This is a genomic window from Streptomyces pseudoechinosporeus, from assembly GCF_054783935.1.
In genome coordinates, this window is sequence record NZ_BAAGPS010000001.1 from 229799 (window position 1) to 250491 (window position 20693).

21 protein-coding genes and 3 pseudogenes are annotated in these 20693 nt (G+C 69.1%); 10 read left to right on the top strand and 14 right to left on the bottom strand.

Annotation, left to right across the window (positions count from 1 at the left end; all coding sequences use genetic code 11):
• Positions 1 to 11: 11 nt before the first annotated feature.
• Positions 12 to 986 (bottom strand): helix-turn-helix transcriptional regulator, encoded by a 975-nt coding sequence (locus tag ACYVO6_RS01055; protein ID WP_461056467.1) that lies wholly within the window; start codon positions 984 to 986, stop codon positions 12 to 14.
• Positions 987 to 1122: 136 nt separating this feature from the next.
• On the opposite strand from ACYVO6_RS01055, the gene ACYVO6_RS01060 reads away from it, so the two are divergent.
• From ACYVO6_RS01060 to ACYVO6_RS01070, 3 genes and pseudogenes are all read left to right on the top strand, one after another.
• The gene (locus ACYVO6_RS01060) at positions 1123 to 1518 is read left to right on the top strand and encodes a RidA family protein (RefSeq protein WP_461056468.1); all 396 of its coding nucleotides are present in this window, start codon (positions 1123 to 1125) and stop codon (positions 1516 to 1518) included.
• A 97-nt stretch (positions 1519 to 1615) separates the two neighbouring features.
• A pseudogene (locus ACYVO6_RS01065) lies at positions 1616 to 1702 on the top strand (VOC family protein); the annotation flags it as partial.
• 77 nt (positions 1703 to 1779) lie between these two features.
• The gene (locus ACYVO6_RS01070; protein ID WP_461056469.1) at positions 1780 to 2637 is read left to right on the top strand and encodes a hypothetical protein; all 858 of its coding nucleotides are present in this window, start codon (positions 1780 to 1782) and stop codon (positions 2635 to 2637) included.
• Between the two features lie 121 nt (positions 2638 to 2758).
• On the opposite strand, the gene ACYVO6_RS01075 is transcribed toward ACYVO6_RS01070, so the two are convergent.
• The 3 genes from ACYVO6_RS01075 to ACYVO6_RS01085 all read right to left on the bottom strand — a co-directional run bounded on the left by ACYVO6_RS01075 (position 2759) and on the right by ACYVO6_RS01085 (position 7272).
• Positions 2759 to 3211 (bottom strand): hypothetical protein, encoded by a 453-nt coding sequence (locus tag ACYVO6_RS01075; protein WP_461056470.1) that lies wholly within the window; start codon positions 3209 to 3211, stop codon positions 2759 to 2761.
• Between the two features lie 127 nt (positions 3212 to 3338).
• Positions 3339 to 4490, bottom strand: coding sequence for a DUF6745 domain-containing protein (locus tag ACYVO6_RS01080; protein WP_461056471.1), 1152 nt, complete (start codon positions 4488 to 4490; stop codon positions 3339 to 3341).
• Positions 4491 to 4788: 298 nt separating this feature from the next.
• Positions 4789 to 7272 carry an alpha-L-arabinofuranosidase C-terminal domain-containing protein gene (locus ACYVO6_RS01085; RefSeq protein ID WP_461056472.1) on the bottom strand — a complete coding sequence of 828 codons (2484 nt, stop codon included), beginning with the start codon at positions 7270 to 7272 and terminating at the stop codon, positions 4789 to 4791.
• Between the two features lie 163 nt (positions 7273 to 7435).
• Between ACYVO6_RS01085 and ACYVO6_RS01090 the strand changes: the two genes are divergently transcribed.
• Complete coding sequence (locus tag ACYVO6_RS01090) at positions 7436 to 7879, top strand: DUF6314 family protein (protein ID WP_461056473.1); 444 nt, start codon at positions 7436 to 7438, stop codon at positions 7877 to 7879.
• On the opposite strand, the gene ACYVO6_RS01095 is transcribed toward ACYVO6_RS01090, so the two are convergent.
• Both ACYVO6_RS01095 and ACYVO6_RS01100 read right to left on the bottom strand, forming a co-directional pair.
• On the bottom strand, positions 7861 to 8445 hold the full coding sequence (locus tag ACYVO6_RS01095; protein WP_461056474.1) for a histidine phosphatase family protein: 585 nt from the start codon (positions 8443 to 8445) through the stop codon (positions 7861 to 7863). The genes ACYVO6_RS01090 and ACYVO6_RS01095 overlap by 19 nt on opposite strands.
• Positions 8446 to 8497: 52 nt before the next feature.
• Positions 8498 to 9943, bottom strand: a complete 1446-nt coding sequence (locus ACYVO6_RS01100) for an aminotransferase-like domain-containing protein (RefSeq protein WP_461056475.1) — start codon at positions 9941 to 9943, stop codon at positions 8498 to 8500.
• Between ACYVO6_RS01100 and ACYVO6_RS01105 the strand changes: the two genes are divergently transcribed.
• Together ACYVO6_RS01105 and ACYVO6_RS01110 are read left to right on the top strand one after the other, a co-directional pair.
• A complete protein-coding gene (locus tag ACYVO6_RS01105) occupies positions 9942 to 10883 on the top strand; it encodes a DMT family transporter (RefSeq protein WP_461056476.1) in 942 nt (313 codons plus the stop codon). The genes ACYVO6_RS01100 and ACYVO6_RS01105 overlap by 2 nt on opposite strands.
• Positions 10884 to 10981: 98 nt before the next feature.
• A complete protein-coding gene (locus ACYVO6_RS01110; protein WP_328772824.1) occupies positions 10982 to 11185 on the top strand; it encodes a DUF1918 domain-containing protein in 204 nt (67 codons plus the stop codon).
• A 22-nt stretch (positions 11186 to 11207) separates the two neighbouring features.
• Here the strand turns inward: ACYVO6_RS01110 and ACYVO6_RS01115 are convergent.
• Positions 11208 to 11615, bottom strand: a pseudogene (locus ACYVO6_RS01115) (hypothetical protein); the annotation flags it as partial.
• A 125-nt stretch (positions 11616 to 11740) separates the two neighbouring features.
• Here ACYVO6_RS01115 and ACYVO6_RS01120 point away from each other — a divergent pair.
• Positions 11741 to 11953 carry a hypothetical protein gene (locus ACYVO6_RS01120; protein WP_461056477.1) on the top strand — a complete coding sequence of 71 codons (213 nt, stop codon included), beginning with the start codon at positions 11741 to 11743 and terminating at the stop codon, positions 11951 to 11953.
• A gap of 96 nt (positions 11954 to 12049) precedes the next feature.
• Here ACYVO6_RS01120 and ACYVO6_RS01125 read toward each other — a convergent pair whose 3' ends face one another.
• Positions 12050 to 12559: a 2'-5' RNA ligase family protein gene (locus tag ACYVO6_RS01125; protein ID WP_461056478.1), complete on the bottom strand. Its 510-nt coding sequence runs from the start codon at positions 12557 to 12559 to the stop codon at positions 12050 to 12052.
• Positions 12560 to 13121: 562 nt separating this feature from the next.
• Between ACYVO6_RS01125 and ACYVO6_RS01130 the strand changes: the two genes are divergently transcribed.
• The 3 genes and pseudogenes from ACYVO6_RS01130 to ACYVO6_RS01140 all read left to right on the top strand — a co-directional run.
• The gene (locus ACYVO6_RS01130; RefSeq protein WP_461056479.1) at positions 13122 to 13367 is read left to right on the top strand and encodes a hypothetical protein; all 246 of its coding nucleotides are present in this window, start codon (positions 13122 to 13124) and stop codon (positions 13365 to 13367) included.
• Positions 13364 to 14395: a hypothetical protein gene (locus tag ACYVO6_RS01135; protein ID WP_461056480.1), complete on the top strand. Its 1032-nt coding sequence runs from the start codon at positions 13364 to 13366 to the stop codon at positions 14393 to 14395. Before ACYVO6_RS01130 ends, ACYVO6_RS01135 begins: the two co-directional genes overlap by 4 nt.
• A gap of 201 nt (positions 14396 to 14596) precedes the next feature.
• Positions 14597 to 14768 (top strand): annotated as a pseudogene (locus ACYVO6_RS01140) (IS5/IS1182 family transposase); the annotation flags it as partial.
• A 28-nt stretch (positions 14769 to 14796) separates the two neighbouring features.
• Here the strand turns inward: ACYVO6_RS01140 and ACYVO6_RS01145 are convergent.
• The 6 genes from ACYVO6_RS01145 to ACYVO6_RS01170 form a co-directional block, all read right to left on the bottom strand.
• Positions 14797 to 15354: a hypothetical protein gene (locus ACYVO6_RS01145; RefSeq protein ID WP_461056481.1), complete on the bottom strand. Its 558-nt coding sequence runs from the start codon at positions 15352 to 15354 to the stop codon at positions 14797 to 14799.
• Positions 15351 to 16805, bottom strand: a complete 1455-nt coding sequence (locus tag ACYVO6_RS01150) for an ATP-binding protein (RefSeq protein WP_461056482.1) — start codon at positions 16803 to 16805, stop codon at positions 15351 to 15353. Before ACYVO6_RS01150 ends, ACYVO6_RS01145 begins: the two co-directional genes overlap by 4 nt.
• Entirely contained in the window at positions 16802 to 17500 is a 699-nt protein-coding gene (locus tag ACYVO6_RS01155) for a response regulator (protein WP_461056483.1), read from the bottom strand. The genes ACYVO6_RS01150 and ACYVO6_RS01155 overlap by 4 nt, the downstream gene beginning before the upstream one ends.
• Positions 17501 to 17613: 113 nt before the next feature.
• A complete protein-coding gene (locus ACYVO6_RS01160; RefSeq protein WP_461056484.1) occupies positions 17614 to 18849 on the bottom strand; it encodes an acyltransferase family protein in 1236 nt (411 codons plus the stop codon).
• Between the two features lie 34 nt (positions 18850 to 18883).
• Complete coding sequence (locus ACYVO6_RS01165; protein ID WP_461056485.1) at positions 18884 to 19708, bottom strand: SGNH/GDSL hydrolase family protein; 825 nt, start codon at positions 19706 to 19708, stop codon at positions 18884 to 18886.
• 676 nt (positions 19709 to 20384) lie between these two features.
• Positions 20385 to 20579, bottom strand: coding sequence for a hypothetical protein (locus tag ACYVO6_RS01170; protein WP_461056486.1), 195 nt, complete (start codon positions 20577 to 20579; stop codon positions 20385 to 20387).
• Positions 20580 to 20693: the final 114 nt, after the last annotated feature.

Consider the following 20693-nt stretch of genomic DNA (forward strand, 5'->3'; position numbering starts at 1 on the left):
GGCGACAACTCTCAGGATGACACTCCGTAGCAGGAGGCAATCGCGGCGGCGCGGTTGCGCAGGGAGGTGCGCAACGACTGCGGGGCCAGGGCTTCCGCGTCCGTGCTGAGCTGCCACAGCGCCCATTCGGCGTGTCGTGAATCCTGGAAGGTCACCTCCAGCCGCAGCCAGCCGTCTGCGTCGGGTTCCTCGGCGCGGACGGCCAGCGCGGTGTCCAGCAACTCCTCCCGCCGCGCCGGGTTCACTCGTACCAGCACGGTGACTTGATCGCCGTCGGACAGAAACTGCGCGCAGCGTTCCCGCCAGATCCGGTCCAGATCGACCCGGTTCGGCCGCTGTGCCGGTTCGGGGAGTTCCTCGGCGGCCAGCACCCGCGACAGCCGGTAGGTGCGGTCCGCGCCAGATCTCGTGGCCAGCAAGTAGCCCCGGTCGCGTACGGTGACCAGGCCGATCGGGTCCACCGTGCGCCACTGTGGTGTCTGGCCCGTGGCCGCGTAGTGGATGCGCAGCTTGTGTCCGGCGAGCACCGCGCGCCGGACCTCGATCATTGTGGTGTCGGGTACCTCCTCAGTGACCAGCCGACGTGAGAGCAGGTCGGTCTCCGGGTCGACGAGAAATCGCTCGGCCGCGTCGCTCGCGGTGGCCCGGTGGCTTTCGGGCAGCGCGTCGACCACCTTCCGCATGGCCGAAGCGAGCGCCGAGCCGAGGCCGAATACCTGCTCGCCGCGCCCCGATCCGGCGGCCAGCAAGGCAAGGGCCTCGTCGTGGTTCAGACCGGTGAGCTCGGTCCGGAAACCGGGCGACAACGCGAAACCGCCGTGCCGGCCGCGTTCGGCGTAGACCGGGACGCCGGCCGCGGACAGCGCCTCGATGTCGCGCAGCACGGTGCGGGTGGATACCTCCAGCTCGCGGGCCAGCGTGGCCGCAGTCAGCCGACCGCGCTGACGCAGCAGCAGCACCAACGAGATCAACCGGTCGGCGCGCATACGAGAACTTTATCGAAATACGTGACTGAGGATGTCGTGATTTGTTGCGAGGCTCGTCAACACGACGTCGAAGCCGGCGACTGCCGAGCCGATGGCCGTACGTACTGCCCATGAATCGAATGGAGCTGATGTGGCGATGGAGCGATCGACGGTCAACCCGTGGACGTGGTCGGTGGAGATGGGCTACAGCCAGGGCGAGATCGTCTCCGGGCACACCCGGACCCTGTACTGCTCCGGGCAGACCGCGATGAGTGGCGACGGCAAGCCCCAGCATGCCGGTGACATGGCGGCGCAGTTGGCGCTGACCATCGACAACCTGGAGGCCGTGCTCGGGGAGGCCGGCATGTCCCTCGCGAACCTCGTCCGGCTCAACGTCTACACCACCGACGTCGATCGGCTCTTCGAGCACTACGGCGTGCTGGCGTCGCGGTTGGGCGCCGCCGGGGTGGCGCCGACCACCACGATGCTCGGGGTGACACGGCTGGCGGTCCCCGACCTGATGGTCGAGCTCGAGGGGACCGCGGTCGCGTGAGGCGACCTCGCCGCCTCCGGTAGGGCTGCCGGTTGAACCGGGCACGAGGCCGCGAGGGTGAGCATCGCCTCGGAGTGCTGCGGCAGCGTCTCGTAGATTCCTCTGCACGCCCGGCGTGAAGACCGTGCCGGACCGCGTCCATCTTGACCTGCTGCGGTACCCCGGTGACGACAAAGCAACTGAAGCGCCAAGTCACACAGGGACCCCTGCCTCTGCGAGAGACTCCCCCAGAGTCACCAGGTGATCGTGGGGAGGGGACGGATGGGCGAGACGCCTCCGGTGTTGTGGGTCGGCGGGTCACCCGGGGCCGGCAAGTCGACCGTGGCCCGGCTGCTCGCGCGGCGGCACGGGCTGCGGTGGTACAACGCGGACGCCCATACCTGGGAGCACCGGGACCGGGCGATCGCGGCCGGGCACACGGCCGCGATCGCATGGGAGCGGATGCCGCGCGCCGAGCGGTGGACGGCACCGGTCGAGGACATGCTCGCGATGTCGCTTCATCACGAGCGTGGCCGGATGATCGTCGACGACGTACGCACACTTCCCCGCTCGCCCCTCGTGATCGCGGAGGGCACGCCCGTCACACCGTCCGTCACGGGTCCGTCCGGCCGGGCGGTGTGGCTGCTGCCGACTGCCGAGGTCCAGCACGACCGGCTCGTCGAGCGGGGTATGGCGCCGGGCGTGGGCGCCTTCCGGCTGTATCAGGCGCTACGGCGGGAGATCGAGGCGCAGGTCGAGGAGTACGGCGGACACAAGCTGGTCGTCGACGGGCGTCAGAGCGTGGCGGACACCGTCGCCGAGGTGGAGGCACTGTTCGCCGAGACCCTGGCTGAAGGTCCTGTGGCGGCGACGGCGGCCGAGCGCCGACGACTTCTGCGGTACGCCAACAGAGCCGTCGTCTCCCAGCACCAACAGTTCGACGCCCGCCCCTGGGCTCCGGACGGCGCGCTGAGCACGGTGTACGGGTTCGCGTGTGAATGCGGGTACGACATGTGCACGGCGGACGTGGAGCTGGCCGTCGCCGACTTTCCTGGGCTCCCCGATGAGAGCTCCCCGCCCGTCCTGGCACCGGGACACCACGCGATCATGGTTGGGCCCGACACCAACCGCCCTGAGTAAACGCTCCTGATAAACGCTGACGAGGACTCCGCGTGCGCACGCCCCGGCGCAAGCTTCCGTGTCGGTGACGTGCGCGCGTAGCCGGGCAGGCCCATCAGTCCGCTGAGTCGGCTCGGTCCGCTCAGTCCGCGATCATGCGGTTGCCGAACCACCCCCTGCGCTCGGTGCTCCGCTCCCGCTGACGGCGTACGACATAGCGGCCGGGCGCGATGCCGGTGCCGCCGTGTTCCGGGTGGATGAGGTACGCGACCGCCGAGGTGTCGATCATGCCGAGGGCGAGGCCGGTCGCGTCGCGGAGGCCGCCGGTGAAGCGGCAGGTGCCCGGGTCCGCGACGAGCGAGTGCGGATTGCCGCCCGCGGCGCTCCGCAGCAGCTCGATACCCGCGGCGGGCACGTCCTGCCAGCGCGTGTACTCATGCGTGGAGACGCTGTGCTCGACGAACGCGTACGGGATGACGATCAGGTCGCCCTGGGCCTGGAGGCCGTCGACGACGGGGATGGTCACCTGGCGTTCCAGATGATCGAGGACGTCGAGACCGGTGAGTTCGGTGAGTTCGGCGAGGGTCATGGTCATGTGGATCACCTTTGGGTGTGAGGGCCTGCGAAGGCTGCGTGAAAGTCCTTGTCGGATACGGGAGTTGAGCACCGCGAGGGCCGAGAGCCGAGGGCCGGGCCTCGGGGCGTACGACCGCCCCACCGCCTCACGTACGGCGCACAAGTCCCGCGTACTGCTCGCCGGACAGCCCGTACGTCCAGCCGGCCGCCGAGAGAGGGTCATCGAGGTGGTCGGGCACGCTGAGCCCATAGCGTCGGCGGCGGCCGTCCGGCTCGACCGAGCCGTTGACGACGAGCAGCAGGCGTGCGGGGCGGCCCCAGAGTTCGCGGGGCACGTCGTAGAGGTGGAGGTCGGAGCCGGGGTTACCGGGGTCGCCGGTCGTGCCGACGAGCCGGAGGCGGGCCTGGTCGATGTAGGCGTCCCAGCCGATGCGTTCGATGGCGCTGCGGCGCACTTCGACGTTGCGCTCGGCGTGGATGCGTTCGACGGTCGGGTCGTTGATCACCCACTCCGGGACATGGGTGCCGTGCAGGACGTGGACCGCCGCGCCGTCCGCGAACCGGACGGCCGGTCCGTCGTCGCGGTGCAGCCGCAACTCGCCGTGGAAACCGTTGGGTTGAGGCTCGCTATGGATCTCGCTGGGCCGCTCGGCCATGACGCACATGCCCTCGCCGGGCCACCACCAGCCCGTCGACCGGGCCAGCTCGACCCACAGGCCGAGCTGGTCCTGATCGTCACTCAGATAGGTGGTCAATCCGACGCGTGCCATGACGTCGTAGTGGGCGACCCAGGCGGCGTCGTGCTGGCCGTACCAGGCGAGCCCCGGCGAGTCCACGGCCGGAGGCAGCAGCTCCGTACGCACCGGAGCGCATACCGAGTCGCGCAGGGTTTCGGTCAGCGCGTCGCACACGAGGGCTTCGACCACGCGCTTCACCGGGACGCCCGCCGCGAGCGCCTCCTCGGGAGCCATGGTGTGTACCGACCCCGCTACGGACATTGCCCATGTCCAGGAGATCAGTGACGAGGACCGCTGCCCGATCCGGTCGTCCATGCGTTCCCGCAGTTCGGACGCCAGGGTGGCAAGCCGCGCGACCAGCGGCCAGCCGCAATTTCGCGCGGGCAGGGCGGCGGCATCCAACCGCACGGGCCGGAAACGGTCACGGTGGTCGAGCATGACCTCCCGTGCCGCCGCCGGGGACGGAACCCAGACGAATTGCGGCGGTGGTTCGCCGATCAGGCGGTACAGGGCGGTGACGGCGGCCTCTGCCCTCGGCCGGTCGGCCGGAAGCGTGGACAAGCCGTACCTGAGCCAGTCGTCGCCCAACACGCGCGCCAGAGCGACGCGTTCAGCATCGGATTCGGGCCAGGAAAAAGAACTGCGCGCGATACGCGCGTCACGGAGTGATCCCCCTCGGGGATGCGACACGACGCTCACCAGAGGGTGGCGGTGTCCGCCTCTCGAATCATCATGAGGAGGAGCGTGACAGGGGCGGGCAGAGATCCGCAACACCTTTTCCCATACGTACAGGCGGCCCAGGCGTCCTTCGACGCCCGAGCCGCCCGCCGGATTCACCTCATCCGATCGATCCTTCGGATCACCTCTCCTTGATTCTCAGGAACGTGACCGAGTTCGCCGGGAAGGTGTACGTGAACTTGTCGGCCACCCCCTCGAAGGTGGACCTGACCGGGGCAACGGGCGTCTCCGTCTCGGAGTTGACCGCGTCGGGCGCCGCCTTCAGCGTCGTCACGGCGGCCTTCTTCGACGTCTTCAGGCCACCGAGGTCGATCGCCGTACGGGCGTCCGCCGACTGGGCGTTGACCACCTTGACGATCACATCGCCTGTCTTCTTGTCCTTGGTGACAACCTGACGGAACGGCTCGGCCGGCTTGTCGTCGGTGAAGCTGCCCCACTCCTTGCCGTCGAGGTAGAGGGTCACCTGACGGCCGCGGACCTTGATGTCGATGTCGTACGCGCGGCCCGTCTCGATCGATCCGGCCTTGGGGATGAGCGTCGACTTGCCGCCGTCCGAGGCCTGTTCGACGGCGGACTGGGTGTTGTTCCAGCCGCCCAGGTTCCACCAGTAGTAGTTCCCGGTGTCCTTGACGCCGAAAGCGACGAGGAAGCCTTCCTTGCCGGACTTCTTGGTGGCCTTCACATGCAGGTCGTAGTCGTGCCAGGCCGGGTCGCCCGCCGACACCATGGTGTTCTCGGCGGCGGCGTCGGTCTGCACGTACTGCCCGTCCTGGATGCTCCAGCTGCCGCCGCCCGTGTGTGTCCACTTCGAGGCGTCACCGGAGAAGTCGTCGGTCAGCAGCGTCGAACCGTCCGCCGCGGTCACCTTCACATCGTCGTACGCGGCACTCGTCGCCCAGGTCGACAGACCGACCGCACCCGAGATCGGGCCGCTCACCGAGGGCGTACCGGTCGCCTTGGAGGGCACGACCCGGTCGCCGACGTTGCGCATGAAGAGCTTCTGGACCTCGTAGCTGGCCGAGTTCCAGGAGGCGTGGTTGTTGAACCAGATCATGTCGGGGCGCCACTGCACGTAGTCCTCGTTGGCGAGCAGCGGGGCGTACGAGGCGAGCTTCACGATGTCCGCGTTGCGCTCCAGGCCGGTCATGAACGCGGCTTCGGAGAGAGCGTTCTTGAAGGTGTTGCCGCCGGAGGCGTACTCGCCGAGGAAGACCTTGGGGCCGTTCCTGTCGTAGGAGTCGTAGCGGTCGTTGTTCTGCAGGAACCAGTTCGTGCTGTTGTAGTAGTGCTCGTCGACCATGTCGACGTTGCCCTCGCGGTTGAGCTTCCAGGCCGTGTCGAAGGTCGAACCGCTGTCGTCCGGGCCGGAGTTGGAGATGACGGTGATGTCCGGGTACTTCGCCTCGATGGCCGCGCGGAACTGCTTGAAGCGGGCGAAGAACTCGTTCGGCAGGTTCTCTTCGTTGCCGACGCCGAGGTGGGTGAGGTTGAAGGGCTTCGGGTGGCCCATCTGTGCCCGCTTCTTGCCCCACTCGCTGGTCACGGGCCCGTTGGCGAACTCGATGAGATCGAGAGTGTCCTGGATGTGCCGCTTCAGCAGAGCGTCGTCATCCGTGGCCTTGTTCTGGCCGCAGCCGGTGACGAGGGCGGGCACGACGGGCAGCGGCATCGCGCCGATGTCCTCGGAGAACTGGAAGTACTCGTAGTAGCCGAGACCGTAACTCTGGTTGTAGCCCCAGAAGTTGGCGTTCGTCGCGCGCTGCTCGACCGGGCCGATGGTGTCCTTCCACTGGTACGAGCGTTTGCGCTGCCAGCCGGAGGCCTCGTCGTATCCCTCCATGCTGCCGGTGTTGACCAGGCAGCCGCCCGGGAAGCGGACGAAGGACGGGTCAAGGGCTGCGATCTTCTCGGCGAGGTCCTTGCGCAGGCCGTGACCCTTGTACGTGTCGCGCGGCAGGAGCGAGATCATGTCGAGCGCGACGGGGCTCCCGGCGGCGACGGTGAGGCGGCCGGTCGTGCTCGTACGGGTCGCGGTGAACTTCGCCGTGTACTTGGCCCAGCCGCCGCGCGCGGTGACCCGCCGGGCCTCGGCGAGCGCGCCGTCGGCGTCCGCCAGGGTCACGGTGAGGGCGGAGGCCTGGTCGGCGCGGGCCCAGACCGAGAAGTTGTAGACCTTGCCCTTCTCGACCGAAATCCCGGTGTTGTAACCGGAGTTGGTGACGGACGAACCGCCGTCCAGGGTGAGGTAGGTGCGGTTGCGTTCGTTGAGTCGGCCGTCGTCGTTCACGGCCTTGGCGGTGCCCGTGGTGGCCCAGGAGGTGAGGGGCGTGTACGAGCGGTTGTCGTCCGTCGAGTACTCGAAGGATCGGTTCTGCACGAGCTCCGAATACAGGCCGCCGTCCGCGGCTCGGTTGATGTCCTCGAAGAAGACGCCGTACATCGTGTCGTCGATCTTCGCGCCCTTGGCCTTCGGGTCGACGGTGATCGCGTAGTCGGTGGTGTCCTCGGTGGCTGCGTTCCCGGGGGCGGCCGGGACGAGGAGCGAGGCGGCCATGATGCCGGTGGCCGTCAGGGCGAGTCTCCAGCGGGTGCGGGTGCGTGACATGGATACTCCGCGGCTCTGGTGTCGGTGGTGAGAAATCGATGATTCGAGGCGGTTCGAAATATCGGACAGTGATCAATACTTCGAACGGCAAGATAGGGAGGGGGCTGGAGTGAGTCAATGGTTTGCGCAGGACACGTCAGGGAGAGGCAGGGAGGCGAACGGCATGGGCGGCTTCTGGCCGGTGGCCGACGTGTTGGCGTATCTGGCGGGGAGTTGGCGCGTGGAGCGTTCCGTACGGGATCTTGCGAGCGGGGCGGAGGGGACTTTCAGCGGCACGACGCAGTTCGCACCGCTCACGGAGGGCGGCCTGCTCCACCATGAGTCCGGCACCTTCGTCTGGCAGGGCGTCGCCCGCCCCGCCGAACGAACGCTGCGGTTCCTGCCGGGCAGTACGCCGAGCCACGCCGACGTACGGTTCGCCGACGGCCGCCCCTTCCACGACCTGGACCTGGCCTCCGGCCGGCACACCACCGACCACCCGTGCGCCGCGGACCTCTACCGGGGCGAGTTCACAGTGCAGGACACGAACCGCTGGCGAACGGTGTGGCAAGTCGGCGGCCCGGCCAAGGACTTGTTGCTGACGACGGACTACACGCGCGCCGACTGACCGTCGAGCCGCAGATTCCAGCGGCCCGCCCGGCCCATGAGCGTGACCGTCGACAAGGGGCGGACGTCGATGTTCCAGTACGTCGACGGGGGCGCCTTCAGCGCATAGACGAGCGCGGCGCGTACGACCGCGGGCTCGGCCACCGCGACGATCTTGCAGCCGTCGTCGGCGGGCCGGGTCTCGAGCCAGCCGCCCACCCGCTGGATGAAGACCAGCAGCGACTCACCGCCGTGCGGGGCGGAGCCGGGATCGGCGAGCCAGGCGTCCACGGCACTGGGCTCGCGGGCCATCGCCTCGCCGAGCGTGAACCCCTGCCAGCGGCCCATGTCGCAGTCCCGCAGGGCGGGTTGGACGAGCGGGGTGTAGCCGAGGGCGTCCCCGGTGGCCCGGCTGCGCGGCGTCGGCGAGCAGTACCGCAACTCGGCCGCCGCCAACGGCAGCAGCGCCGGCGCCGCGCGCTGCACCTCGTACCACCCCTCCTGGTCGAGCGGCCGGTCGTCCCCGAACCGCTCGGCGAGCAACGGCGAGCTGCGCGCGGCGGCGACGAACGTGACCCGAAGCTGCATGCGGCGATGGTGAGCCGCAAAAGTGCCAATGGCAAGAGACGTTACTCAGGAGTTACCCGGGGTGTGCGGCACCTGCCTCGAAGGCCGTGCGCAGTCTGCGTACGCCCTCCTCGATCTCGGATGTGCTCGCCACCGCCGCGAAGCTCAGCCTCAGGTGTGCGGCGGCCGGTTCGGCGCTGAAGTAGGGGCGGCCCGGGGTGATGGCCACGCCCGCGCGCAGGGCGCTGGCGGCCAGGGCCTGTTCGTCCGTGCCGTCGGGGAGGCGGAGCCACAGGTGATAGCCGCCGGCGGGGATGTGCGGGAGGGCGAACTCGGGGAGCCGCAGCCGCAGGGCGGAGGTCATCGTGTCGCGGCGGTTCTTCAACTCCGTGGCGACGGCCCGCAGATGACGGGGCCAGGCGGGCGAGCCGACGAGTTCCAGGGCCGCCTCCTGGAGCGGGCGCGGCACGAAGAAGGTGTCGACGACCTGGATGGCCCGCAGCCGTTCCAGTACGGGCCCGCGGGCGGCGAGCGCACTCACCCGGAAGCTCGGCGAGGTCGCCTTGGTCAGGGAGCACACATGCACGACGACTCCGTCGGGGTCGTCCGAGGCCAGCGGGCGCGGCAACGGCCCCGCGTCCTCGTGCACGAGACGGCGTACGAAATCGTCCTCCACGACGAACGCACCGGCCTCGCGCGCGATCCGCAGCACCTCACCGCGCCGCTGCGGGGCGAGCACGGCACCGGTCGGGTTCTGGAACAGCGGCTGGCAGACGAAGACGCGGGCGCCGGTCGCCCGGAACGCGTCGGCGAGCAGGTGAGGTCGTACTCCGTCGGCATCGACCGGTACCGGTACGGGGCGGAGCCCGGCCGCCCGGGCGATCGCCAGCATGCCGGGATACGTGGGCGATTCGACGAGCACCGGCGCGCCGGGCGGGGCGAGGGCGCGCAGGGCGGTGGTCAGCGCGGACTGGCCGCCCGCCGTGATCAGCACCTCGGCGGCGGTGATCGCGCTGCCGATGCCCCGCGCGAACCACTCGCGCAGTTCCGGCAGCCCGTCCACCGGCGGGCGTCCCCAGGCGCCGGGGCGGCGGCCCGCCCGGGCCAGCGCCGCGGCCATCGCCCGCTCCGGCTGCAGCGAAGGGTGCAGATAGCCGCCGTTGAACTCGATGACTCCGGGCGGTGGGGCGGCCAGCGTGACCAGCACTCCGGAGGCGTCGACGGTACGCGGCACGAGTTCGGCGGCGGCGTCCGCGGTGAGCGCGAGCTCCTGCCAGGAGGTGTCCCCCGCGACAGGCCCGTCGGCCCGCGGCCGAGCCCGGAACGCACCGGCCCCGGGGCGGGTCACAACCAGCCCCTCGGCGGCCAGCTGCGCCAGCGCCCGCGACACGGTCACGGGGCTCACGCGGAACCGCTCGACGAGTGCACGACTGGACGGCAGCTTTCCACCGAGAGAGTAGCGATCCAACTCATTCCGCAGCCGATCCGCCAGATCTGCCACACTGCTACGCTCATACATGAGAGTACAGAGTAGCGCTACTACACCCACTTCAGTAGCGGTCCCCACCACGCGGGCGCGACCGGCCACCGAAGGCCCACAGCTGTCACCCCGCGGTGTCCTCCAGGCCGCCCTCGGAGTGACCGCCTTCTCCCTCACCTTCCCCGCCACCGCTTGGGGCCTGGAGGGCTTCGGCCCCTGGTCGCTGGTAGCCGTACGCAGTGTCCTCGCCGCGATCATCGCCGGTGCCTGTCTGCTCGCCCTGCGTGTACCGATGCCCGACCGCCGCCACTGGCCGGGGCTGTCCGTCGTGGCCGCCGGAGTCGTACTCGGCTTCCCCATGCTCACCACCCTCGCCCTGGAGACCTCGACCACCGCCCACGCCGCCGTCGTGGTCGGTCTGCTCCCCGTGACCACCGCGTTGTTCTCGGCCCTGCGCGTCGGCTCCCGCCCCTCCCGTGCCTTCTGGGCGGCGGCGCTCGTGGGCGCCGCCGTGGTGATCGCGTTCACCGTGACTCAGAGCGGCGGCGCCCTGACCAGTGCGGACGCCTACCTCTTCGGAGCGCTGCTGGTCTGCGCGGCCGGTTACACGGAGGGCGGCCGACTGGCCCGCGTGATGCCCGGGTGGCATGTCATCGGCTGGGCTCTGGTCCTGTGCCTGCCGCTCACGGTTCCGGCGGCCACGGTGGCGCTCGCGTACGAGCCTGTACAGCTGACGGTGCACAGCGTGAGCGGGCTGCTCTGGGTCGCGGTCGGCTCACAGTTCCTGGGTCTGGTGGTGTGGTACCGGGGCATGGCGGCGATCGGCATTCCGAAGGCCAGCCAGTTGCAGCTGGCTCAGCCCCTGCTCACGCTGGTGTGGTCGGTGCTGCTCCTCGGCGAGCAGCTCACACCCGCCGCGCCCCTGGCCGCCGCAGCCGTACTGATCTGCATCGCGGTCGCCCAACGCGCACGCGCCTGACCGGTACACACGGCACACACCAGTGGCAACCGGCTCCAACCGCCCTAGACTGAGACCCACGGACCGCTGCTCACGTGCGAGACGAGGAGGCCCTCCAGATGCGTGCAAGCAAAGGCGACCACCTGCTGGTGCACGGCAGGATCGTCGGACAGCACGACCGGGTCGGGGAAGTCGTCGAAGTACTGGGGCCGGACGGCAACCCGCCGTTCCGCGTCCGCTTCGAGGACGGCCACGAGACCGTGATGTCCCCCGGTCCTGACACCACAGTCCAGCATCACGTCAGCGAGACCAAGACCCAGTAGGTCAATGGGCCGGTAGGTCAGATCAACGCGGCGGCTTCGCCGACCGCTGATAGTGGTCGGCGACCACGCGTTCCATCGCGCCGATCGGGTCGGCGCCGACCTCCCTGGCCGCGAAGAAGACATGCCCGCGCGCCTGTGGGTGCTCCCGGGCGAAGGTGAGGTGCCGGGACAGCTCGGCCGGGTCCTGCCAGGCCTCGGGCTGCGCGGGATCCCCGGCCTTGTACAGCGCCTCCCCCACATACAGCCGTGTCCTGCTGCCCTCGGCGACCTCCGCCCACCAGGGCAGCAGCTTCGCGTAGTCGGCGGCGGCGAAGCCGATGTTCCAGTAGATCTGCGGCCAGAACCTGCAGGCCGCGACCGAAGCGGTCCGTGCGGAGCCGGCGAACCTGGACCAGGTCGTCATCGAGATCGGGCCGGCACGGGCCAGCGGCTCGGCCGCCGTCGTGGAGATCTGGCCCGAGCAGGGCCCGCAGGACCTCTACAACCGGGTCCGGGCAGGACTGCTCGCGGCCGGACTGTCCCTTACCCCCGGCCGAGGAGCACTACTGGTGCCACATGTCCGGCGGCTACGGCCTCCAGGACACCGACACCCCGGAACTGGCCGCGCGCTCGGACCGGCTCGCCTCCGAACTCGGGAGGGGCCTGCGGCCCGGCAGCCGCGTCGAGGCCACCATCTCCTCGGTGTGGCTGGGGTGGGAGAAGCAGGATCCTGACCGCAACAGGTACACCTTCGAGCGCCTCCACGAAATCCCCGTCGGAGAACGGTAGTTCGCCACAAAGCCCCTGGGACGGCGCAGCCCGCTCATGCACATCAGCAGGCTGCGCAGTGACGTCGGGAGCGGCCGGGGCTCCCGGCCGCTCCCACTACCTGCCGGTGCCCAGCGGGATCTCGGCGATCGACTTCCAGGTGATGGTCTTCTGGTCCGGGTCGGCAGCGACGTCCACGAGCTCCACTGAGTCGATGTGCACCGAGGCGTGGCTGGGGCGTACGCGGCGCAGCCGCCGTTGGATCTGGTCCGAATCAGCGTCGTCTGTCGCGTACGCCCCAGTCAGGTGCAAAACGCCGGTCGAATACTCCGTCGCGTCTGCCCCGCGCACCTTCTCGATGGCCGTGGTGACGGCGTCCCGCAGAGCATTCAGCGGCCCATCCGGATGAAGATCAAAAACGATGCCGGTGGGATAACTGAGGCTGCTGCCTGCAGTGATACTGAATGGCTCGACCGTCCGCAGCCGCTGCCGCAGTGCGTCGGCGAGGGCCTCTCGCTCCTCCTGGGTTACCAGAGCGCCGACCTTCTCGGACAACTGGTAGAGAGCGACATGAAACCACTCATCTCCTACGTGGCTGAGCGGTTCGTCCTTCGTGGCAGCGCGCACACCCCGGATGTAGGTTCCCATTCGGAACGTCCCATTCCGGCGTGCCGAGCAGGGCTCCCTCGGCTTGTCTCATCCGCGGACCATAGTATTCCGTCTCACGATCTTGACCCCTGAGTCCTGACCGTGAACCGCTTCGACTCAGGGCCACCACTTGCCTCAAGCTCTGTCAGGAATGCCTGACAGCCTGGGAACTGGTCGACCCGCACCGGGGAGCCGAGACCAATGCGCGGGAGAGGTTGCCCCTTCCACTTCCCGACCTCGTAGAAACCCATCGCGTACTCGTCCCGGCCCGGGTCGATCTTGGCTGCGAATTCAAAAGAATCGGCCGCTCAGCCGGTGAGGGTTGCCTTGGGGATCGCGATCTCTCAAGTCCACTACCTCCGCCGCCTGTTGAGGGATCTCATGACGGGTTTCAGCTTGGGTTCTCAGGCATGACCACGGCCACGTCGTACGCGAGCTGCGGGCACGCCACCGGAACAGCTGTTTCCGACCGCTCGTCCTGCTCAACGCCTGCCATGCCGGAGTCTCCGGGGCGAGCGCGGACCGTGCCTTTCTAGGGCGCATGCTCATCGAGCACGGTGCACAGGGCGTGCTCGGGCCGCATATCGCGATGCCGCAGGCGTTCGCCGCCGAGTACGCGCTTGAGTTCGTCAGGCGATACCTGCGCGGCGAATCGACAGCCGGCAAGGTCACGCACGAGTTGGCCCGGCACTTCGCGGCCCGGTACCGAAACCCGCTGGGCTTCGCCTACGGGCTGCACGGCGGCATGGACTCCCGCCTGGAACTGACAAGGGGAGGTGACGCATGAGCCGTGCCAGCGTGGTCGTTGAGGCTGTTGACTTGGACGAGAGCGGCTGGCTGCTCGACGGCAGCACTGGTGAGCCGGTGCCTGACCACCGGCTGCGCAACCACTTCACGGAGTACCTCGCCCCGCCCGCCTGGGCGACGGACATCTTCGTCTACGTGCACGGCTGGCAGACGTCCCCCATCTCCGCCCACCGCACTGCCGAACAGCTGCTGACCCTGGCGCACGGCAACCTGTCGGCGGCCCCGGACAGGTATCCGACCCTGGCGGCCGAGGGCTTCAGCCCGTGGTGTGTCGTGGTGCGCTGGCCGTCGTCCAGCCCAGTCACCCCGACCGGCTACCGCAGGATCCGGGACCGGGCGCATGCAATGGGAGCGCATGACGGCGACGGACATGCCGCGTACATCCTGGGCCAGCTGCTCGGCTATTCAGACGCGGAGCGCGCCGACCCTGGGGCGGCACCGGTACTGGCCAACCGCGACGGGCAATACCTCCACCTCGTCGGACACTCCTTCGGCTGCCGGTTCCTGTGCGAGGCGGTGCAGTGGGCGACGGACGCCCAGCGCGAGGACACACTTGGCTGGAGCGCGGTCGGCTGTTCACCTAACCGCCCGTTCACAGTGGACAGCATGCTGCTGTTCCAGATGGCCGCTCGGCGCGACGCGTTCCTCTCGCTCTTCGCCAGCATCCTGCCGAGTGACCGGCACGACGGCGCGCCACTGAGCGGCCCCATCGTCGCCACGTACTCCCGCCATGACCGGGCGAACGGGTTCTGGCACCTGCGGGCAGAGCGGCAGCATGGCATTGGGCACTCCGGGATCGGCCCGGCACCCGCGCCCATGTACACCACGCGCCTGCTGCCACTGGACGAGCGGTATCCGCTCTCCGCACTCGACCATCGCTTCGTCAACGTCGATGCCTCCGAGGTGTACGTGCGCGGTCGCCGTTTCAGCCCGGCGGGGGCCCACTCCGACCACTTGCGTCCGGAGTCGGCCCATCTGCTGATGACGATCGCGGACTACTCGCGCTGAGCGACCCCCGGTCTCGAAACTCGGTTCTGGCAACGCTTGAGGGCTTGCGGTGGGAGCATGGACGTGCTCTGTGGGATGAGGCTGCGATGGCGCCACCGAAGTCCAAGGTCGACTTGTATGCGGCGATCCGCCGTGATATCGGGGCAGGGATGTCGTACCGGGCCTTGATGCGTGAGTACGAAGTCGGATTCCGCACGGTGAAGGCCGCGCTGGACCCGGTCTGGCCATCTGGCCGGCGACAGGGCGTACTCCTCCCGTCGTAACCGCCGTTACCTGCGGCGTCGGCAGATCAAGCACCATTCCCGAGCCGAAGCCCCAGCAAATCAGTCGTCGACGTCGCGGAAGCGACGGCGGCCGGCCCACCGGCTTCGAAGTGAAAGTCTCAGGACGCGTTCCACCTGCTACCTTGTGGCTCCCTGACTCGGGGCAGGTTCGGGCACGGGAACGACGTTGCCCGCCGCGTTGCAGCGGACGGTCCAGGGCGTCCCGTAACCCTCCTCGTAGACCCGTACGTCCACGTCGGGGGGTTGTTTGCCGTCGGCCGCCCGGGCGTTGGCCGCGGTGCAGATGATCTGGCTGAGCCCGAGGCCGCCACCGCCGGTCATGTCCGCCACGGGCACTGGGAGGTGGAGGTCCACCGCGCCGTCGGCGGCCTGCGCGACCAACCGCCCGTGGATCGGGGGCACCTCGGTGATCAGGCCGCGGGCGCGTTCGGCGGCGTCGGGGCCTTTGAGAAGCAGGTCGAGTGCCTGCTGCGGGGTGGGGGCGTCGACCTCGCGGGTGACGGCCTGGATGCCGTACGGGCTGACGAAGTAGAGCTGGGCATAGTGGGTCGCGGATCCCGGTTCGCGAAGGCCGGACGCCGGGACGCCGGCTCGGACCGGGCCGGTGGAGCCAATGCCGCAGCCTGCCGACAGCACACCCAACACGGTTACGAGGCAGATGAGTTGGCGCTTCATGGCTGGTCCTTCTGCCGGAGCGTGCGCGGGAGTGTGATGGTGAACACCGCGCCGCCGTCCGGGAGGTTGGCGGCGGTGAGGGTGCCGTGGTGCAGTCGTACGTTCTCCATCGCGATGGCGAGTCCGAGGCCGCTGCCCTCGGAGCGGGCCCGCGCGGCGTCCGCCTTGTAGAAGCGGTCGAAGACATGCGGCAGGACCTCGTCGGGTATGCCGGGGCCGTCGTCGGCGACATCGATCACAAGGGACTCCTGCGTGGCAGTCGCCCGGACAGTGACGGGAGCGGCGCCGTGGCGCAACGCGTTGCCGATCAGGTTGGCGAGGACGACGTCGATGCGCCGCGCGTCGACCCGGATGCGCAGATCATCCCCGGGAAGCTCGGTGATCACCTCGTCCGGCTCACGCCAGCCGCGCAGGTGAAGCGTCTTGTGGACGACGGTGCGCAGACTCACGTCGTCAAGGTGCAACACCGCCGCACCCGCGTCGAAGCGGGAGATCTCCATCAGGTCCTCGACCATGCCAGCCAGCTTGCGGGTCTCGTCGCTGATGAGGAGGACGGCGTCGGCGGTGTCCGAAGGCAGCGTGCCGGAGCGGGCGTCCTCGTCGAGGGCGTCGGTGACGGCGGCCATCGCGGCGAGCGGGGTCCGCAGTTCGTGCGTGACGTCTGCGGCGAACCGACGGGCGTTGGCCTCCATGCGCCGCAGCTCGGCGTCGTCCCGCTCCAGCACAGCCGCCATGGTGTTGAACGTGCCGGTCAGCGCGGCGAGTTCGTCCTTGCCGACGACGTCCAGGCGCGTGTCCAGGGCGCCCGAGGTGATCTTCTCGGCGGCCGTACGCAGCTGCCGTACGGGACGCAGCACTCGGCGGGCCGCGAACAAGGCGGGCACGACGGCGAAGGCAAGCGCCGGGACGGCGCCCGCCCAGGCCGCGGTGATCAGAGCGGAGATGTCGGCCCGTTCGCCGTCCAGCGACAGAACGGCGAATACGACCAGCCCCGACGGATTCCCCGCCCCCTTGCCCCGGTCGGTGTAGCTGACCGGCATGCCGATGAGCAGTCGGGGCCCGTCGGCATGCTCCACGCGCTCGTAGAAGGTGGACTCGCCGCTCTTTGTCGCGTCGCGCAGGGCGCTGCTGACGTCGCCCGCGGCGGTGCCGATGAGTGGCCCGCCATCGCGGGAGACGGCCGTGTGCCAGCCGCGCGAGCCCGAGGCACGGTCCAGCTGGCGCGCGAAGATGCGCAGATCAGTGCCGGTGGAGTCGTCCGGAAGGTTGGGGGCAAGCGAGTCGATCTGGAGGCGCAGATCGTGGACGGCGCTGTTCTGGGCGCGGTCCAGGATCGCGCTGCGGGCCTGCCGGAAGGTGAGCGTGGCGGTGATCAGCGCGCTGAGCGCGGCGACGAGGACAAAGGCGACGACCAGGCGCGGGCGCAGGCCGCGGGGCAAGGCGAGCTTCATGCCGGCAGCGGGCCGAAGCGGTAACCGAAGCCGCGCACCGTCTGGACGTACACCGGACGGCGCGGATCCTCTTCGATCTTGGCGCGCAGCCGCATCACGCAGGCGTCAACCAGGCGGGCGTCCCCGTAGTAGCTGTGCTCCCAGATGTCCTCGAGCAGCTGCTGGCGGCTGAAGGTCCGCCCCGGGGCTGCACTGAGAAAGAGCAGCAGCTTCAACTCGGAGGGAGCGAGTGGGAGTTCTTCGCCGTGCTTGCGGACGATCAGCGCGTCGCGGTCGATCTTAAGATCGCCCACCCGGGTCGGCCCGGCACCTGTGTCGGTGTCGGCCTGGGCGGGGGCGACGCGGCGCAGCACCGCGCGCATCCGGGCCTCGATGACCGCGGCGCTGGCGGGTTTGACGACGTAGTCGTCGGCGCCCGCCTCGAGGCCGATCACAACGTCGATGTCGTCGCCGCGCGCAGACAGGATCACGATGGGAACCCGGCTGGTCTCGCGGACGCGGCGGCATACTTCCAGGCCGCTCATGCCGGGGAGCATCAGATCGAGGAGCACGAGGTCGGGCTTGATGGCGACCAGGGCCTCGATGCCGTCCTCGCCGGTGCCGACCGCCTCGGTCTCGTGCCCGTTGCGGGACAGGCCCAGCACGACACCGCGGCGTACGGCCGGATCGTCCTCGATCAGCAGGACGCGGGGCATCTACGGGTCCTTTCCGCAGCGAGCATGTCATTCCGCGTTACATGAGCCATCGGGTTGATCGTCCACTGTACGGGCACTCAGGAGGCGTGGTGTGCGCTGCTTGTCCTGTGGGGTCACCTCAACTGGTCGACGTCGACCGTGCCCGCCCCCGGGGCCGGTTCGGGCACCGCCGCCCAGAGAACGGCTCCCGCCAGGGCCACCGCGACCACCGCGATCAAACCGGGGCTGCCACGCGCCCAGCCAACCCGGAACCGCACCGGATCCTCGACGAACCGCTTCGTCACCGCAGCGGCCACCAGCGAGATCCCGATCGCGACGGCGGTCCCGCCCCAGTCCCCGAGCGCCGACAGCCGCGGCAACAGCAGCAGGTACACCGGCCAGTGCCACAGATACAGGCTGTACGACAGCTTTCCCAGGCCACGCGGCAGGCGGCTGCCCGCAATCCGTGCCGCCCAGGTGCCCGGCACCTGGGCCATCAGGACGATGAGCACGGCCGCGGTCAGAGAGTGGACGAAGAGCCCGCCCTGGAAGAGCAGGAGCGCCTGCTCGCCCTCGGTCACCGCCCACGCCACCGCCAGCCCGCACCCCAGGACCAGGCACACCAGGTCGGCCGAGCGGCGCGGCACCCGGCGCACGAGGTTCCGCACCGGCGCGGTGGCCACAAGCGCCCCGAGCAGCAGGGCGGCGCCACGGGTGTCGGTGCCCTCGTAGGCGCGGGTGGTGTCCACCGCGGCACCGAGCCAGACGGTCAGAGCGAGGGAGACCAGGGCACCCGCCCCGGCGAGCGAGGCCACGATCCGCTCACCGCACCGCCCCCGGGCGGCCACCGCTACCACCAGCGGCCAGGCCAAGTAGAACTGCCACTCCACGCCAATGCTCCACAGGTGGGCGAAGACGCGGGTGTCGGAGGCGTTCCAGTAGCCGGTCTGCTCCGTGATGTAGTGCCAGTTGACCGCCTGGGCCCCGACCCAGGGCATGTCGTCGAGCGCGAAACGCAGATGCTCCGTGCTCCCCCACGCCCACGTGGCCAATACGGTCACGACCACCACGCAGACGAGAGCGGGCAGCAGGCGACGGGCACGGCGGCCCCAGAACGCGGCCAGGGCGATCCGGCCGCGCCCCGTCGCCTCGCCGAGCAGCAGCCCGGTGATCAGGAACCCGGAAAGCACGAAGAACAGGTCGACGCCGAGAAACCCGCCGCGTAGATGCCCGGCGTGAAAGAGCAGCACGGCCGCGACCGCGAACCCGCGCAGCCCATCGAGGGCCGCTATGTGCGCACGGCCCACCCCGCTGGGGCGCGCCGCACGGTGCCCGCCCGGCACCGTGCGGCCGCGCGCAGGCGCGGGCATCGGAAGATGCGAAGGCATGAAGTCGGCCGTTCCGTCAGGCGGCACAGCGGAGCTTGCTGTATCGCTCGTCGCCGGTCCAGGACTTCTGGGCCCAGGAGTCCACCGACGCCGGCCTGAAGCTCTCCTGCTTGCCGAGCTTCCCGGTGAACCACTTGGCGAAGGTGGCCGCCCCCTGCTGGCAGTTGTGGATCCCGTCCGGGGCACGCTGCGCCTTCTCCGCCGAGGCGTCGGTGCCCCACACCTGTGAAGCGTCGAAGAACGCCGCCGTGCCACCGCTCTTCCCGGCGACTTCCGCGGCCACCTTGGGAGCGGTACGCATCTGCGCCTCGTGCTGCTTGTAGAACCCGTCGATCTTGATGGGCGGGGATGAAACGAGCACCACCTTGGCTCCGGCGTCCTTGGCCGTGTCGACGACCTTCTCGTAGGCAGCCCGCTGCTGATCCTGGCTTCCCCAGTCGTACGTCGTGACTTGGTAGGCGACCACGGTAGGACGGAACGACTCGATGTCCTTGCCCAGTTGCTTCCACGTGTCGCCGGAGATCATCTGCGTAATCTTCTCGCCGCTATTGACGATCGTGCCCCCACCATCCGAAGAGGAGTCCTTGAACTCCACACCACTGGCCTTCAGGGCCGCGCCCAGGGCGGGAGCCTCGGCGCCCGCGATGGAGTCGCCCAGCCAAAGCACCTTCGTACCGGTGCTCGTCGTCGTCTTGCTCTTCCCCTCGTCCCTCGTGCCGGAGCCCTTCTCGCCGCATCCGACCAAGGTGAGGCCGAGCGCAGCGACTGCGGCGACCGCGCTCAGGGCGCAGTGGGCCATGCGGTGAGGAGAACGGGAACGGGACTTGTGCTTGCTGTTCATGCCCCCAGCACAACAGCCCCCAAGCGCCCAATCGCCCGCCGTCATCGTTTGCTCATGGTCCGGGCAAGGAGCGCTCATGAAGGCCGCCGCCCAAGATGCGGATACCGGATCGGACTCTCAAGTTCCGGGTGGTGCGACACCGTCCGGAGGAGATCGCCATGTGCCCGAGAGTGCATCCCTCGTCTGTCGTTCCTCTCGGGGGTCGTCACGCCGGCGGCCATGACAGCGCTGACGTCGGCGGCCCTCACAATGGCCAAGGCCGGGGCAGCGAGGCCAAGCCCGCTCCTTAGTTCGACAGAGCACCTCGCCCCATGCGGATCGGAACAATCAGATAGTCAAGTCGTTCGGACGGCACGTTTCCACAACGACACACCGCAGCCAAGGTCACTTGGCTGTTCCAGCGTTGCTGGTTCTCATCGATATTTCCGAGCCGTTTGATCGCTAAGTGCTGCCCAGAACCGTCGACAAAAACGTTGCCCGCTCCCACTTACGAAACCAACCTCTCGAACGGACGATGGCGGGCAGTGCCATCGTCCTGCCTCACCTGGGCACAGTTGTGACTGAGCGCTTCACCTGGCGGGTGAGCACTTGAAGTGGCGGGGTCGAGCGTCGGAGTTGGCGGATCATGCTTCAGTGCCATGGCTCGTGCTCAGCCGCTCGTGCGAGTCGTTCGCTCCTAGCCGTCGTCACTGGTGGTCCCGTTCAGGCCCGAGCGCCGGTTCCTCTCAGAGCGGCGCACCACCTCGCCTGCGGCGAGCGTCATGGTCGCCACGGCACGGACCCAGCGGGGCCCGCCACGCTCCGCCCACACCACACACACGCACCCGCCGACAGCAAGCGCCAAGACGCCGAGCAGTACCAGAACGATCATGTTCTCCACCTCTGCGTTCATTCGTTCGGTTCTGCTGATCGTCTCAGATCGGCAAGGGCGTTCCCGCGAGATTGAACCCCTACGGGATCGTCAGCCTCACCTAACGTGGATCTC